The 15,728-nt window shown below is 69.6% G+C and carries 15 protein-coding genes and 1 tRNA gene; 6 read left to right on the forward strand and 10 right to left on the reverse strand.

The features are described from left to right. The first annotated feature begins 245 nt into the window (after positions 1–245). The 3 genes from FFS15_RS17170 to FFS15_RS17180 all read left to right on the forward strand — a co-directional run bounded on the left by FFS15_RS17170 (position 246) and on the right by FFS15_RS17180 (position 2,328). Positions 246–926: a phosphatase PAP2 family protein gene (locus FFS15_RS17170; protein WP_137846274.1), complete on the forward strand. Its 681-nt coding sequence runs from the start codon at positions 246–248 to the stop codon at positions 924–926. 189 nt (positions 927–1,115) lie between these two features. Then, positions 1,116–2,072 (forward strand): acyl-ACP desaturase, encoded by a 957-nt coding sequence (locus FFS15_RS17175; RefSeq protein ID WP_137846275.1) that lies wholly within the window; start codon positions 1,116–1,118, stop codon positions 2,070–2,072. Between the two features lie 22 nt (positions 2,073–2,094). Beyond that, entirely contained in the window at positions 2,095–2,328 is a 234-nt protein-coding gene (locus tag FFS15_RS17180) for a hypothetical protein (protein WP_137846276.1), read from the forward strand. A 22-nt stretch (positions 2,329–2,350) separates the two neighbouring features. On the opposite strand, the gene FFS15_RS17185 is transcribed toward FFS15_RS17180, so the two are convergent. Beyond that, a complete protein-coding gene (locus FFS15_RS17185; protein WP_137846277.1) occupies positions 2,351–2,824 on the reverse strand; it encodes a helix-turn-helix domain-containing protein in 474 nt (157 codons plus the stop codon). A 103-nt stretch (positions 2,825–2,927) separates the two neighbouring features. Between FFS15_RS17185 and FFS15_RS17190 the strand changes: the two genes are divergently transcribed. Then, positions 2,928–3,422, forward strand: a complete 495-nt coding sequence (locus tag FFS15_RS17190; protein ID WP_171013258.1) for an SRPBCC domain-containing protein — start codon at positions 2,928–2,930, stop codon at positions 3,420–3,422. Here the strand turns inward: FFS15_RS17190 and FFS15_RS17195 are convergent. From FFS15_RS17195 to FFS15_RS17235, 9 genes are all read right to left on the reverse strand, one after another. Continuing rightward, positions 3,413–3,850 carry a hypothetical protein gene (locus tag FFS15_RS17195; protein WP_137846279.1) on the reverse strand — a complete coding sequence of 146 codons (438 nt, stop codon included), beginning with the start codon at positions 3,848–3,850 and terminating at the stop codon, positions 3,413–3,415. The genes FFS15_RS17190 and FFS15_RS17195 overlap by 10 nt on opposite strands. Before the next feature lie 119 nt (positions 3,851–3,969). Then, complete coding sequence (locus FFS15_RS17200) at positions 3,970–4,749, reverse strand: class I SAM-dependent methyltransferase (protein ID WP_137846280.1); 780 nt, start codon at positions 4,747–4,749, stop codon at positions 3,970–3,972. A gap of 9 nt (positions 4,750–4,758) precedes the next feature. Next, complete coding sequence (locus FFS15_RS17205) at positions 4,759–7,452, reverse strand: hypothetical protein (RefSeq protein WP_137846281.1); 2,694 nt, start codon at positions 7,450–7,452, stop codon at positions 4,759–4,761. A 210-nt stretch (positions 7,453–7,662) separates the two neighbouring features. Next, entirely contained in the window at positions 7,663–8,532 is an 870-nt protein-coding gene (locus tag FFS15_RS17210) for a metal-dependent hydrolase (RefSeq protein ID WP_137846282.1), read from the reverse strand. Positions 8,533–8,609: 77 nt separating this feature from the next. Continuing rightward, positions 8,610–9,326 (reverse strand): Type 1 glutamine amidotransferase-like domain-containing protein, encoded by a 717-nt coding sequence (locus FFS15_RS17215; protein ID WP_137846283.1) that lies wholly within the window; start codon positions 9,324–9,326, stop codon positions 8,610–8,612. A gap of 218 nt (positions 9,327–9,544) precedes the next feature. Continuing rightward, the gene (locus tag FFS15_RS17220; protein ID WP_137846284.1) at positions 9,545–10,360 is read right to left on the reverse strand and encodes a MerR family transcriptional regulator; all 816 of its coding nucleotides are present in this window, start codon (positions 10,358–10,360) and stop codon (positions 9,545–9,547) included. Positions 10,361–10,512: 152 nt separating this feature from the next. After that, a tRNA-Arg gene (locus FFS15_RS17225) sits at positions 10,513–10,588 on the reverse strand. A 61-nt stretch (positions 10,589–10,649) separates the two neighbouring features. Then, a complete protein-coding gene (locus tag FFS15_RS17230) occupies positions 10,650–12,278 on the reverse strand; it encodes a cyclic nucleotide-binding domain-containing thioredoxin-disulfide reductase (RefSeq protein WP_137846285.1) in 1,629 nt (542 codons plus the stop codon). Next, on the reverse strand, positions 12,275–13,084 hold the full coding sequence (locus FFS15_RS17235; protein WP_137846286.1) for an SGNH/GDSL hydrolase family protein: 810 nt from the start codon (positions 13,082–13,084) through the stop codon (positions 12,275–12,277). The genes FFS15_RS17230 and FFS15_RS17235 overlap by 4 nt, the downstream gene beginning before the upstream one ends. 90 nt (positions 13,085–13,174) lie before the next feature. Here FFS15_RS17235 and FFS15_RS17240 point away from each other — a divergent pair, with 90 nt between their 5' ends. Then, entirely contained in the window at positions 13,175–14,029 is an 855-nt protein-coding gene (locus FFS15_RS17240) for a transglutaminase family protein (protein ID WP_137846287.1), read from the forward strand. Positions 14,030–14,063: 34 nt separating this feature from the next. Then, positions 14,064–15,728 (forward strand): arginine--tRNA ligase, encoded by a 1,665-nt coding sequence (gene argS / locus FFS15_RS17245; protein WP_137846288.1) that lies wholly within the window; start codon positions 14,064–14,066, stop codon positions 15,726–15,728.

Raw genomic sequence — 15,728 nt, forward strand, 5'->3', positions numbered from 1 at the left:
GGGGAGGGGGAGGGGGAGGCACTGCTCACCGCTCCGCACCCCGTGAGCAGCAGTACGACAGCCACGCAAGCCATGCTTCGGAACAAGTTGCTGCGCATCTCTCTCACCTTCCTCATCGCGGACGGCCCACCTGCGACGTCTCCGTGTAGCGAGATGGTCGCATCTGTCGATATCTATCCGGTACTCGAGTGCTTCCGGGGGTGCTCCGACCTGCTCCGTCGACGCAGCGCCGCTACGATGCAGGCATGCCGTTGCTCCGAGCCGTCGTCCTCCCGGGGCTGGGTGCGGTCGCCGTGTTAGCCGCGGCTGGGCGAGTGATACGACTCCTCGGCGGCGACGACCCACGTGAGGACCGGGTCGTGCGTGCGCTCCAGGACGCGTTCGGCCACACGCCGGACGATAGGGATGCCGTCGTCGCGACTGAATCCGCCGACCCGACGGGGGCGCGGGAGTCGATCGACCGGGTCACCGAGCCGCTCTCGTGGTACTCCGGCGTGCCGCAGACGATCGTGAACGGGGCGCTCTGGTGCGGCGTGACGTGGTTGTTGACGCGCGACCGGCGCTCAGCGGTCGCCCCTGCGGCGGTGCTCGCCCTCGAGACCGCGTGCTTCGTCGCATCCGCGGCGCTCGTGGAACGGCCACGACCCGAGGGGGTCTGGCGCCCGGAGCAGCCGCACGCGACGTCGTCGTTCCCCTCGGGCCACACGGCGGCGGCCTTCGCGCTCCACGGCACGCTCGCCGACCTGCTCGATAGCCACGGCTCCCGTGGCGCGCGGCTCCTCGTCCCCCTTCTTCGGTACTGGATTCCCGGAGCGATCGCATTCTCGCGGGTATACCGCGGCCAGCACCACATCTCGGACACCGTCGCGGGCGCCATGCTGGGACGGTGGAGCGCCGCTGTGGTCCGGCGGGAGCTGATCTCCTAGACGGGAGGGATGCCGCCGCCCGACGGTCGCGCGGGTCCGCCCCCTGGAGATGGAGCTCGGCATCCCGGCACCTCCTTCACTCCAGCCGCGGCCGCGAGCAGGAACCTCCGGGTCGAGAAGTGGTCGGGCGCACCGGGCCCAGGTGGCGGTAGCCTCGGTCCCAGGGCTAGTGCGACCGAGGGAGCAACCATGACCGGCACGCCGACCCACCTCCTCGAGGAACTCGAGCCGGTGGTGGCCGAGAACCTCGACCGCCACCTTTCGATGGCGCAGGAGTGGCATCCCCACGACTACATCCCCTGGAGCCAGGGCCGCGACTTCGCGTTCCTCGGCGGCGAGGATTGGGCGCCCGAGCAGTCGCAGCTCTCCGAGACGGCCAAGGCCGCGATGTTCACCAACCTGCTCACCGAGGACAACCTGCCGTCCTACCACCGTGAGATCGCGACCCGCTTCGGTCGCGACGGCGCGTGGGGCACCTGGGTGGGCCGCTGGACCGCGGAGGAGAACCGGCACGGCATCGCGATGCGCGACTACCTCGTCGTCACCCGCGGCGTCGACCCGGTCGAGCTCGAGCGGGCCCGGATGGAATACATGACCTCGGGCTACGACATCGGCGACAAGACCGCGCTCGAAGCGGTGGCCTACGTGTCCTTCCAGGAGCTCGCGACCCGGGTCTCGCACCGCAACACCGGCAAGGTGACCGGAGACCCGATCGCGGACCGGATGCTCGCCCGGATCGCCAAGGACGAGAACCTCCACATGATCTTCTACCGCAACATCGTCTCCGCGGCGCTGGAGATCGCGCCCGACGCGACGATGCAGGCGATCGCCAAGGAGGTCATGGGCTTCGAGATGCCGGGAGCCACGATGGCAGGCTTCCGGCGCAGCTCGATGATGATCGCGAAGGCCGGGATCTACGACCTGCGCCTCCACCACGACGATGTGATCATGCCGGTGCTGCGGCACTGGCGCGTCCTTGACCGCACTGACTTCGGACCGGAGGGCGAGCTGGCCCGCGAGCAGCTGGCGGCCTTCCTCCAGGGGCTCGACGCCCAGGCGACCACGTTCGTCGACCGCCGCGCGGAGAACCGGGCACGTGTGGCCGCGCGCGACGACGGGGTGCAGCCCGACATCGTCGCGTCCTGAGTTGAATGAGACAGTTGTCCGCGTGCAAGGCGAATCAGAGTTCCCGGTGTCACTCGGCAAGGTCGCACGGCGTGAGCTCGCCGTACACGGCATCACTCGATTCGATCAACTCGCTGCGTTCACCGCGTCCGACCTGCTGCAGATCCATGGCGTCGGCCCGAAGGCCGTGCGGATCCTCGCCGAGGAACTCGCCGCGCGCGGGCTGCACTGGGCGTCCGCGTCACGGGTGCTTCGGAATCGCCAGCGGCCGGTGTAGGAATCGGCCCCGACCGTCGACGTCACACGACTGAGCGTGCCCTGGCGCTCAGCTGCGCGAACGCGCTCTCGGCGCCTCCGAAGAGCGAACCGCCCTCGCGCACGGCTTGCTGCCACGCGTCGAGTACGTCGTGGCGGTCCATCGCCATGACCGCCTCCCACGGATCGTCGTCCTCGATGGGAACGCCGCCCATGCCCCATCGCGCCGCCTCGTACAAGAGCGGGATTGCGGCGATGCCGCGCTCCGTCGCCGAGTAGGTGACCTTGCGGGCATCTGTCTGGCTCGGGGTACGAACAATGATTCCGCTGCGCTCGAGTCGGTCGAGGCGGTCGGCGAGCACGCTCGGACCGATGCGCTCCTCGGACCGAAGGAACTCCCCGAAGGTGTGCTTGCCGAGGGTGAGCAGGTCGCGCAGAATCAGCAGCGACCAGCTGTCGCCGAAGGACTCCACGGTGAAGTTGGTGGGGCAGGTCGAGCGACCTTCAGCGCGCTTCATGCGTTGAGTCTACGGCATTGACTTTGATCATCGTAGTGATCTACGCTTCGATCATCGAAGTGAAACGGATGCCGCCGCGGCGGCCTGCGGCGGAGGAGTCATGATGACCGACACGACCCAGCATGAGACGCACGATCTCGTCGTGATCCGCGACATCCTCGCCCCCATCGAGGCGGCCTGGAAGTCGTGGACCGAACCCGGCAGCGTGCTTCGCTGGTGGGGCCCGAGCGGCTTCACCTGCACGGTCGCCGAGCTCGACGTGCGCGTCGGCGGTACGTCCCTCGTGTGCATGAGCGCCCCTGACTGGGGGTTCCCGGCGCTGTACAGCACCTGGGCGTACACGCTCGTCGACGCACCGCACCGCCTCGAGTTCATCCACAACATCGCCGACGAGCACGGCGCCACGATCGACCCCGCGACCATCGGGGCCGCGGGCATCCCGCGCGACGTGCGGCATGTCATCACGTTCGAGTCGATCGGCGACGACGTGACTCGACTCACCGTCGCCGAACTCGGCTACATCGACCCCGAGCAGCTCGCGCTCTCGAAGAAGGGCCTCGAGGAGTCCCTCGACAAGCTCGTCGCGATCTACGTGTGAGCCCGACCTTCTCGGCGACGACTGATCGACCGCACGATCGCGCCCAGCATCACCACAGCGCCCACGGATGCGGCGATCACGAGGCCGGGGCGCTCGCGATAGGTCTGCTTCAGCTTGCCAGTCCATTCGCCGGCGACCGTCTTGGTGTGGGCGACGAGGCTGTCGAAATCGACGTCGTCGGCGACGTCCTTGATACTCGCGGCTGCGGCCTTCGCGGCATCCACCGCGGTATCCGCGGCCTTTCCGGCAGCTGCCCTCGCATCGGATGCTGCGCTCTTGGCTCCATCGACGACGTCGCCGACCTTTTCGCTCACCTTGTCTGCGATGTCGCTCACCGTTCCCGCGCCGTCTGCGGCCGCCGTGCGCACTCGCTCGGCGGCGTCTCGTGCCGCCTGGGTTGCTTCGGAGTTTCCCTGGATGTCGGTCATTCTCGTCTCCCTTCGTCGTGCGGTCGCGCAATCGTAAGCGCCCCACCGGCGAGCGAGCACGAAATCGAGCTGGGGTTGCCAGAGTCGCGGACGAGTGCTACGTCCCTGTCGTAACGCCCTCAGAGTTGCTTGCGAACTGTCCAGACGTGCTCGTTGGGAAAGTCCCGCGCCCAGTCTGCGGAGATGCCTGATCGTGACCCGGTCGCGTCAGCAGGAGCCTGGATCTCGGCCAGATCGAGGATCTCGAACCCGGTCACGCGGAAGAGCCTGATCCACTCTGAGAAGGTCAGGATGAACTCGATACCGCCCGGGTCATCCGCCGCGTCCCGCCAATCGAGCCGATGGCTGCCGAAGTATGGCCGCTCCAGTCGACGGGTGATCGGATATGACCCGTCGACCGGGGAGCACAGGCCCACGAAGACGTGATTCCCGAGGAAGACCAGCGTCCCTCCGGGCCGCAGCAGTCGGTGGGCTTCGGGTATCCACTGGTAGGGGTCGGCCCAGATCGCAGCTCCGTACTCACTGATCGCGAAGTCGAAGGAGCCGTCGGGCAGGGGGACGTCCTCGGCGTTGCCGTGGATGAGTTCAAGGGGGACGTCGTGCTGCTCGGCGAGCCGTCGGGCGGTGCGAAGCTGTTCGGCCGAGTTGTCGATCCCGGTGACCGACGCTCCTCGTCGTGCCATCCATGCCGAGACATAGGCCGTGCCGCAGCCGAGTTCGATGGCCCGCATCCCGGTCATGTCGTCGGGGAGCAGGTGCAACTCGTTCTCGGGGATGCCCCACTGACCCCAAGAGGGTTCGGCCTGCTTCCATGACCGCTCACCGGCCTCGACCCATTCGTGGGCCATACCGTCCCAGTACTCACGGTTGACAGCGACATGTTCAGGGAGCTCGCCCATGGCGAGACACTACCGCGCAGACACGCCTGACGCGGCTGATCGACGGCGGATGCTGTACAGGAGCGACGCGCATCCGAGCAACAGCATCATCACGGCGAGCCCGACGGGAAGCGTGGCGTCGAAGGTGCCGCCCGTTACCGGAAGCGGCGCGGGTGGGGGCGTCGGTGTCGGGGTTGGTGTCGGTGTCGGGGTCGGGGTCGGAATGACCTCCACCGTCAGTGCGGTGGTCGCGGTCCCGAGGGTCGCGGTGATCGTGTGCGGGCTCGCCGAGGGGAATGTCACGGTGAGCCCGTCGACCTCGTCGGTAGGAACGGAACTGGAGAGCACCACACCGGTCGTGTCGACGGCGTTGCCCTCGTGGTCGACGCCGATGACCACGAACGTCACGCTGCCGCCCTGATCGACGGTGGCCGGAGGAGCAACGAACGTGAGGGTTGCATCGGTCGCCGCGTGCAGCGTGGTGTCCGCGGTGAGTGTGCTGGCCTCGGTCCACCACTCACCGCCGCCATCGCTCGCCGTGTTCCATGCGCGAGCGTCCGGGGGCGCAGGAAGCGCTCGGTAGCCGCTCGCGACCGTGGAGGCGAACACCCGCACCGGCTGTGGCTGCGGCTCTTCGTTCGTCTCGAACGACAGCAGGTAATTGTGGTCGAGCACGGTGACACCGACCAGGCTCTCTGCCAGAGCGATCACGCCGCCGTTCTGGATCTGCCCGTCGCCCGAGATCATCGCACCCTGCGTTTCGTCCGCGAGGGTGCCGAGCAGCATCCCGCCGTCCTCGATGACGAGTTCGGCGCCGGCGGAGTTCGAATCGGGGATGAGGAGCGGGCCGTCCGGCACGTGAACGCTCGCGCCCGCACGAATGGTGACCGAGCCGAATTCTTCCATCCCTCCCAGCGCGGATCGGAATCCGGATGCCGTGACGACGCCCCCTGCGATGTCGACCACTCCACCGTCGCCGAAGCAGCCGCCGATCCCGCACGCTCCGCCGGCGGTGACCACGCCGCCTTCGATACGGACCGTTCCGCCCGCACCGCCGGGACCACCGCTGCCGCTGTAGCCGGGTGCGCCGCCACCGATCCCCGCAGCGCCGAACGACCCTTCCGCAGTCACTGTGCCTCCGGTGATGAGCACGTCGCCGCCCGCGCCACCGCCTCCGGACCCGGTCGCGCCGCCGATCCCGGCTCCGCCGCGATCCGACTCTGCGACGACCGTCCCTCCGGTGATGACGACGGAGCCGGCAGAGCCACCCAGCACAAGCCCATCGTCATCGCCGCCGATCCCCGCCCCGAGACTGCTTCGAGCATCGACGCTGCCGCCCGCGATGACGAGGCCGGCTCCGACGGGAACTCCGATTCCCGCCTGACGGTCAACGACAGACTCCTGCGTGTCGGCGATGAGCGTGCCGCCCCCGGCGCCGTCGTCGACGGTGAGGGTCGATCCTGGTGTGACGTCCGCATAGGACACGGTGAGGCTGTGGCCGGCGAGATCGAGCGTCAGGTCGCAGCCCACGGTGAACGACGCACCCGACAGGTCTTCGACGAGAGTGATCGTGTAGCCGTCGGGGCACGTCGCCGCTGCTACCCGCAGTGCCTCGAAACCGCCCTGGGCATACAGCGTGACGGGCTTCGGGGTCGTGGTGCCCACCGACGTCAGCACGCTGTCACCCGTGAACAGTGTGCCGGTGTCATCGGGCACAGTCGCCCAGATGCCTCCCGGCGGCAGCGGGGGGAGCGCACGGTGACCCGCGTTGAACGTCGATGCGAACACGCGGACGACCGCCGGCGCATTCCCGTCCTGCGCGTCGAACGACACGTCGTAGTTGTTGGCGAGCACGGTGACCGTGTCGGCGACGCTGGTGAGCGCGATCGCACCACCATTCTCGATCTGGCCAACCCCGATGATGTCTGCGCCCACAAGGGGGTCCGCCTCGGTGCCCAGAATGCGTCCCGTCGCGGTGATGACAACCTCAGGCGCGGCCGCGTTGGAGTCGGGAACCTGCAAGTATCCGGAGGGAACCCGCAGTGTGCCCGCGACGAGCAGCGACCCGAACCTGGGAGGGTCTCCCGCTCCGACCCCGGCACCGATCGCCGGCGCATCGAGACCACCGACCGCCGTGACGATCGCTGCCGCTCCGATCGTGACATCGCCGCCGCGGCCATCCCCCACGGACGGGGTCCCGGATCCACCGCCGATTCCGGCCGAGAGCATCCCGCCGGTGGCCGTGACGTTGCCGCCCGTGATGATGATCGTCCCGGCGTCGCCGAACAGGTCCCCTCCGATCCCTGCGCCCCCTCCGCCGAGTGCGGTGATGGTTCCGCCGTTGACGATCAGGGTGGCGCCGCCGGTGCTGATGCCCGCGAGGACACCAGTGGTGGCGCCGAGCGTCGCATCGGCGCTGAGCGCACCGCCTCCGGCTGGATCGTCGATCGTGAGGGTGAGCCCGCCACTGATCGTGACGTTGGCCACGCTGAGCTCGTGACCACCGAGGTCGATCGTCACCGTGCAATCGACGATGAGCCGCTCCCCGGTGAGATCGGCGCCGATGACGACCGTGTCGTTCGCGCATTCGGCAGCGGTAGCCGCCTGCAGGTCCTCGAAGGTGGTGACGGTCACGGTGGCCGCGGCGGCCGGCTGTGCCGACAGCCCGACGGCGAGCATGGCGACGACGAGAACGGCGGCAGCGGGGCCGGAACCAGATCGCATGTGGCACCCTTCGACGTGGTGCGGAAGCCCCCACTTCGACACCGATCCGGGTAGTGGACGGCATCGTCCGGGATCAGTATGGACCTTGGGTGAGGTCCGGACAACGTCTGCCCGCCGCTATAGAGTCACGGCGGGATCACGGCGGGGTTGATCGCGGCCGCCACTTGAAACGGACTCGTGCGTAAGGGCCGCCTTGTCGCCAGTTCGCGCTCAGTCCGCGTTAGCGGTGGTGTGCATGGTCAGTTCGAGTCCGCCCTCGACCTGGTTGGTCATGAGCGCGGCGGTGATGCCGGCGATCTCGGCGATGTCGCTGAGATGGGTGCCGCCGCACGGGATGTCGGTCGAGCCGTCTGGCAGGTCGCAGATCCAGGTGCGTCGCGAGGATAGTCGGTCGTCATCGCGGGCAATCCGTACCGGCCCGCCGTCGGCGACCCAGGTCGCGAGTTGGGCGTTGGTGCGGGCGGCGACGGAGTCGAGATCGTCGAGCGCGGCGACGGTGAAGCCCTTACGTCGGAGCGACTTGCCGATGCGGTAGGTGTCCAGGGAGTGAAATGGGCTGATGCGCGACTGCTGGATGGCCAGCGCGTCGAACGCGGGGTTGCCGAGTGCGTCGGTGGGGGCGGGTTTGGTCCACGCGTCTGCGAGTGCGGCATCCAGAGCCAGTGCAGCGAGGTGGCAGGCGGTATGTGCGGCAGACAGGGCGGCGCGGTAGTCAGCATCAACGTCGACGCGCACTCGTTCGCCGATCTCGGGCGGGGTGCCTTCAATGATGTGGGCGACGACGAACACCCAACCCTCTGTGCCGGTTCGAACCGGCAGGTCGGCGCCGAGGTGCAGAGTGCCGTCGTGGATGCCGCCGGTGACGGCGTCCACGATGGGCTGGGTGCCGAGCGCACTCGTGAGGATGCCGTGGTCGGCGGGCTGGTCGGGCCATGCGGTGTCGACAGGGTGGAAAGCGGTGAGGTCGAGGATCACGGCGGTGCGCCCGTCCGGGAGCGGTTCGACATGCAGCACCGCACCTTCGGAGGTGGTCGCGCCGTCGGGGTATGTGACGAGGGTGTCGACAGTGGGGAGAGTCATCGGTGGGTCCGTTCGTCCCGCGGCAGGTCGGGGTTCGTGGGTGCTGGGGTGTTCACGCCGGTCTTCGCGCGCGCCAATCAGGTGCCGATCGTCGAGACCAGCACGCCGCCCTCGGCTGGCAGCACCCGCCAGACACTGCCCCCGCCCTCGACGCGGAGTGCGCCGTCGCTCACGATCAGGGCCGTGCGCTCGTCGATGCCGAGTCCACCGGCGATTAGCCCGGATTCGACGGCGGCGACCAGTCGAGACAGCATGCCCCGCTGGGCCACGTGCACCTCGATGGCCACGTCGACAAGGCCGATGCCGACCTCGATCTCCAGCTCATCGCCTGCCTCGCCCGAATCCTCGGGTGACACGACCACGCCACCGATGCGCGAGCCGCTTCCGAGCGAGCCCTCCGCAGCGATCATCGCGCCCGCCGAGACGCCGAGGTAGGGCACGCCGTCGGCGACCAGCCGGCGCAACTCGTCGAACACCGGCTCGAGCCCGGCGCGCACGTTCTCGACGTTGCCGCCGCCCACCGCGATGCCGTCCACGTCAGCGATCGCATCGAGCTCGATCGGTCCGCCCGCGGTCAGGTGCAACTCCAGGGCGGTTCCGGTTCCGGCCTCAGCCAGGAGCTCGCCGAGCGCCGCCGCCTTCTCCTCGGGCTCGGGGTGCAGCGAGATCACGGCGACGCGCGGCCGCGTGCGGCCCGCTTGCGCCGCTCGCAGGGATGCTTCGGCGACGAACGGCGCATAGAGAGCGGCATCCGCGGCCGTCGTCGCGCCGCCGCCGATCAGGTGCACGCTCACGCGCTGCCCTCCCAAGCCGTGACGGCGAACGATGGTGCCCCACCACCGAACGGGTCGCATGAGGGGAGCTCGCGGCGGGTCCCGTCAACGTCGGCGGCCGCGTCTATCGCATCGAAGGTCATCCGATGAGGCTATCCGGGCGGGGGGTTTCACCGGCGCCCGTGCGGAATCTCAGCGGTCGAGCGGGCGTGACACGCGCGCCCGACCGGGAGCGCGTGTCACGCCCGCTCGACCGGAACCTGCAGCTCGGTGACCCAGTCAGGGCCGGGCTCGTGGCCGTTCGCGACAAGGTAGACCTCGCGGCAGAGTCCGGCCATGCGGTAGCCGTCGGCGACGACCTGCTGCATGAGTGCGCCCCAGGATTCGCCGATGCCGGTCATATCTCCGCGATGGATCAGCGTCGCCATGGTGGGCACGGCGGGGAGCGTCACCACCTCGTACCCGCTGCCGGGCACGGGCGGCTCGTCGGCGGTGTACGCGATGTGCACCGCCAGGTCGTCGGTGTCGCCGATGGGCTCGTACCAGAACACGCCGGGTTCGTTCAGCGGGCGCCGTGCGTTTTCCAGGGCGGTGTCGAGTCCAGGCATGGCAGCGGCGATCGCGGCGGGCACGCCCACCTGGCCTCCCCGCGCCTCGGTCGAGACGGCGTAGAGGGTGACGGCCTCCACCGGGCGGTAGTCGACATCGATCATGATTGCTCCTTCCAGAGTGAGAAGTCGCCGCTCGATGCGAGTGATGCGTGCGGTGTCGTCCGCGACGGATGCCTCGAGCTCGGCGTGCCGCGACTCGAGGGTCGCGCGCAGGGCGTCGGCGCGGTCTCCGGCACGGAGCACGTCGGCGATCGCGTCGAGTCCGATGCCGAGCTCGCGCAGCTCGACGAGCTGCAGCAGGTCGGTCAGCTGCTCGATCGAATACCGTCGGTACCCGGTCGCCTGATCGACACGCGCGGGCTTCAGGAGCCCGATCGCGTCGTAGTGTCGCAGCATCCGCACGCTCACCCGCCCGAAGGCGGCGAATTCTCCGATGGTGTACATGGTGAGAGCCACGCTCGAGCATGACACGGTGTGAGGGTCAAGCGTGGTGACGGATCACATCGAAGGCTTTTATCGCGGCACTCGGCGACACGCTCGTCGTCACGAGAAAAGGGATCGCGAGTCCCGAAAGACCCGCGATCCCTTGTCCGGTATGGTGCCCCCGACTGGAATCGAACCAGCGACCTTTGGTACCGGAAACCAACGCTCTATCCCCTGAGCTACGGAGGCGTACCGGTCGAGATTACCATCCGGCGCGGGTCGAGCCCGCCGCCGAAGACCCCCGCACGAGTCAGGCTCGCCGCAGCGCCAGGTACTGGTGGACGAAGGCGATCGCCATGCCGCCCTCGCCGACGCCGGCGGCGACGCGCTTGACAGATCCCGAGCGCACGTCGCCGACGGCGAAGACGCCGGGGGCGCTCGTCTCGAGCGCGAAGGGCCGACGCTCCGCCGTCCATGAGGGCGTGGTCGCGGCATCTGGGCCCGTGACGATGAACCCGTGGTCGTCGCGGGCGATCTCGCCCGGCAGCCACGCGGTGTCGGCATCCGCTCCGATCATGACGAACAGCACCGCGCAATCGCGCCGCGACGTCGCGCCGGTGGCGCGGTCGATCACGTCGACGGACTCGAGCCGGTCGTCGCCGTGAACCCCGACGACCTCGCTGCGGGCCTCGACGCGGATGCCGCCGTGCTGGGCGATCTGGTCGATCAGGTACCGCGACATGCTCGCCTCCAGCCCGGGTCCGCGCACGAGCATCGTCACGGAGCGCGCGTGCCGCGCGAAGAAGAGCGCGGCTTGGCCGGCGGAGTTGCCGGCCCCGACGATGCAGACGTCGGCGCCGTGCGCGAGCGACGCGTCGCTGCGTGCCGCGCCGTACGAGACGCCGTTGCCGATGAGCCGCTCGACGCCGGAGACCGGGAGCGTGCGCCACCGGACACCGGTGGCGATGAGCACGACGGGGGAGCGCAGCACCTCGCCGCCGTCGAGCGCGATCTCATCTCGGCTCGGATGCAGCGCCTCGACCGTCCGCGTCACGAGGATCTCGGCGCCGAGGCGTTTCGCCTGCTTCAGCGCGCGCGCGGCGAGGTCGTCGCCCGAGATCCCGAACGGGAACCCGGTGTAGTTCTCGATGCGGGTGGAGGTGCCTGCCTGCCCGCCCGGTGCGATCGACTCGACCACGAGCGTCCGCAGACCCTCGGCGGCAGCATTCACGGCGGCGGTGAGCCCGGCGGGCCCGGCCCCCAGGATCACGACGTCGTAGTCGTCGTGGGCCGGCGCGACGGCGAGGCCGACGGCGCCGGCGACCTCGCGCAGCGTCGGGGCGACGAGCCGTTCGTCCGCCGTCTCGAGCACCGGGAAGCCGTCGCCGACCTCGCCGCCGGCATCGTCGTCGACGGTCACCCGGGCGAACGCAACCTGATTTCGCGTCAGGAATCCCGCGACCGCGTGCGTGAGCGCATCGCGACGCGGACCGGTGACCCGGACCACCGCGTCGGGCTGATCGGCGGCCATCGCCTGCAGTGAGTCGAGGTAGCGCCGTGCGAGCCCGGCGACGCGGGTGGGGACGGCCGGGGCCATCGCGGCGAGCGTGTAGTACGCGGTGGTGTCGATCTTGATCACGCGCGCGGCTTCGCGCGCGCGCCCGCTCGCGGGGAACGGCACGCTGAGGGTCATCGGCACCTCGCCGAAGAACTTCCCGGGTGTGCGTAGGCCGATCACCTGCTCGTCGCCGCCGACGACCTTGGTGATCTCGGCGCTGCCGTCGATCACGATGAACAGCGCCCGCTCGTCGCCCTCGTGGGCGAAGTACTCGCCGGGTGCGAGGCGGATGTCCTCGACCGCTCCGGCGAGGAACGCCAGCGCGGCCGGATCGAGCGAGGCGAACACGGGGATGGCGTGCAGCTCGTCGATGTCGATCATGGGGCGACGATATCGTCCTCGAGCGGGGCATCCGCCACGATCTCGCTGCCGCCCGACAGCCCGGTCAGCGCAGCGGCGAGACGCTGGGCGAGATAGGCGTGCCCGTCGGTCGACGGGTGGTCGCGGCCGACGGGGCCGATGTCGATCACCTCGAGGTAGTTGGCCGGCGTGATCCACTCCTCGGCGATGGGCGAGACGTACCACCAGCCGCGGCCTGCGGCGAGGGCCGCGAGGTCGGCGTCGATGCGCGCCGTGGCACGTTCGATCGGCAGCACCTGCGGGGCCGGGCCCAGGATCACGATCTGCGCGTCGGGGTACAGCCCCGCGAGCGCATCCCATGCGGCGGCCACGGCATCCCGATACCCGTCCGGGTACAGGCGCCGGTCGTTGATCGACCCCTCGACGATGACGAGATCCGGGTCGAGGTCGGGGTCGAGCGCCGCGATGCGCTCGCCGTAGGACGGCCCGTCGATGCCGGGCTTGAGGTATCCGCTGCCGCGCACGCCGTCGACGACCGCGTCCCAGCCGAGGCTCTCGCCGATGCGGTACGCGAACCCGAGCGTCGGCACGGTCGCCGCCGACCCGTAGACCCACGAGTCGCCGAAGATCAGCACGCGCGGATTCTCGGGCAACGCGAGGGGCTCGGGGGCCGCTGCGGCAGCCGGCTCCGCGACCGCCGCGGCGGGGGATGCGGGCGTCGCCCAGGGCCGCCACGCAGCCACGGCACACACCAGGACGACGGCGATCGCGACGCCCGCGAGGGCCAGCCACGGACGCCGTGCGCGGAGGCGTCCGGACGCGTACATGGAACGAGGGTACGTCACCCTGTGAGAGCGCTCCATTTCGGCTGTGCACACGCGCAGGCAGCACGCCCTCCGGCATGCGAGGATACTTCGGTGCAACGCGTCGTGACCGCCGAACTGGACCTCGAACTGGGGTCCTCCGTCGACCTCATCTTCCAGATCGCCGCGGCCCAGGGAGTGCCTGTCGCGACCGAGGAACTGACCTTCACGCAGGGCGAGCGGGTGTACACCCCGACCGAGATCGTCGACCAGACCGGCAGTCGCCTGCACCGCCTCACCGTCGAGGCCGGCAGCCTCGAAGTCCGCTACGAGGCGACCGTCGAAGGGCACACCTCGACGACCCGCACGAGCGACCTCGAGGCGATCACCTACCTGCGCCCGAGCCGCTACTGCCAGTCCGACGAGGTGTTCCAGCAGGCGCGCCGCCAGTTCAAAGGCCTGCACGGTCACGACCTCATCGCCGCGGTGTCGGAGTTCGTCGCCACGAGCACCACGTACACCCCGGGCCTCAGCCAGGGCACCGACAGCGCCGTCACGACCCTCATGACCGGGCAGGGCGTGTGCCGCGACTACGCCCACGTCGTCATCGCGCTGCTGCGCGCGATGGACATGCCCGCCCGCTACACCGCGTGCTTCGCGCCGGGTCTTCAGCCGATGGACTTCCACGCCGTCGCCGAGGCCTACCTCGACGGTGCGTGGTACGTCATCGACGGCACGCGTCTCGCGAACCGGCGCTCGCTCGTGCGCATCGCGACGGGGCGGGATGCCGCCGACTGCGCGTTCCTCAGCTACCACGGCGGCTACGTGGGCCTGCAGCGCATGCGCGTGGACGCGTGGGTCGTGCCGGACGGCGCGAGCATGGAGGGCCTGGAGTCACGACCCGGACCGGACGAGTTCGCCCTCAGCCCGGCAGCCGACGACTTCACGACGCTGGTGCAGCTGGCCTGAGGCGCGAAACGGCGCGAACTAGGATGGACGGGTTATGGATCCCGAAGCCCTCTCCGCCGCACTGCTCGCCGTCATCGTCCCGCTCGCTGAAGCGCGACGCCCCGGTTCCACGGGCGAGCTGACGGTCGCAGACCTCCCGCTCGAGCGTCCGCGCAACCGCGACCACGGCGACTGGGCCTCCAACGCCGCCCTCAAGCTCGCGAAGGTCGTGGGTGCGAATCCGCGCGAGCTCGCCGGCGAGATCGCCGCGGCGCTCGAGGCTCTCGACGGCATCGCGAGCGTCGAGGTCGCCGGCCCCGGATTCATCAACATCCGCCTGGATGCCGCGGCCGCCGGCGCCCTCGCGAAGACCATCGTCGACGCGGGCTCGGCCTTCGGCACCAACGCCAGCCGCACCGACGAGATCATCAACCTCGAGTTCGTCTCGGCCAACCCCACGGGGCCGATCCACCTCGGCGGCACCCGATGGGCCGCCGTCGGCGACTCGCTCGCACGCATCCTGCAGACGCAGGGCGCCCAGGTGACCCGCGAGTACTACTTCAACGACCACGGCGCGCAGATCGACCGCTTCGCCCGCAGTCTCCTCGCGGCGCACGAGGGCCAGCCGACGCCCGAGGACGGCTACGGCGGTGACTACATCCACGACATCGCGCGGCGGGTCGCGCTCGCGTACGGGGGCGACATCGACGCGCTCGACGCGGAGGCGAAGCAGGAGGCGTTCCGCGCCCTCGGCGTCGGGTTCATGTTCGACGAGATCAAGCAGAGCCTGCACGAGTTCGGCGTCGACTTCGACGTCTACTTCCACGAGAACGACCTGCACGAATCCGGCGCCGTCGAGCGCGCGGTCGAGCGCCTGCGTGAGCAGGGACACATCTTCGAGGACGAGGGCGCCGTGTGGCTGCGCTCGACGACCTTCGGCGACGACCGCGACCGCGTCGTCATCCGCTCCAACGGCACGCCCGCCTACATCTCGGGCGACCTCGCCTACTACCTCGACAAGCGCGAGCGCGGGTTCAACCGCTGCATCATCATGCTCGGCGCCGACCACCACGGGTACGTGCAGCGCATGATGGCGATGTGCGCGGCGTTCGGTGACGAGCCGGGCGTGAACCTGCAGATCCTCATCGGGCAGATGGTGAACCTCGTGAAGGACGGCCAGCCGATGCGCATGTCCAAGCGCGCCGGCACGGTCGTGACCCTCGAAGACCTGGTCGAGATCGTCGGGGTGGATGCTGCGCGCTATGCGCTCGTGCGGAGCTCGGCCGACTCGAACCTCGACGTCGACCTGGACGTGCTCCAGAAGCGCACGAACGACAACCCCGTCTTCTATGTGCAGTACGCACACGCGCGCACGCACAACGTGGGCCGGAACGCTGCGGCGTCCGGCGTCGACCGCTCCGAGTTCGCACCTGAGCTGCTCACCCACGAGACCGAGTCGGCACTCCTCGGCGCGCTCCAGGAGTTCCCCCGGGTCGTCGCGTACGCAGCCGAGGTGCGCGAGCCGCACCGCGTCGCGCGCTACCTCGAAGAGCTCGCCGGTCTCTACCACCGCTGGTACGACAGCTGCCGCGTGATCCCGCTCGGGGACGGACCCGTCGAGGCCGTGCACCGCACGCGCTTGTGGCTCAACGACGCGACCGGGCAGGTGCTGCGCAACGGCCTCACCCTCTTGGGCGTGGGCGCACCGGAGCGGATGTAG

Source organism: Microbacterium sp. 2FI (assembly GCF_005502885.1).
GTDB lineage: Bacteria > Actinomycetota > Actinomycetes > Actinomycetales > Microbacteriaceae > Microbacterium.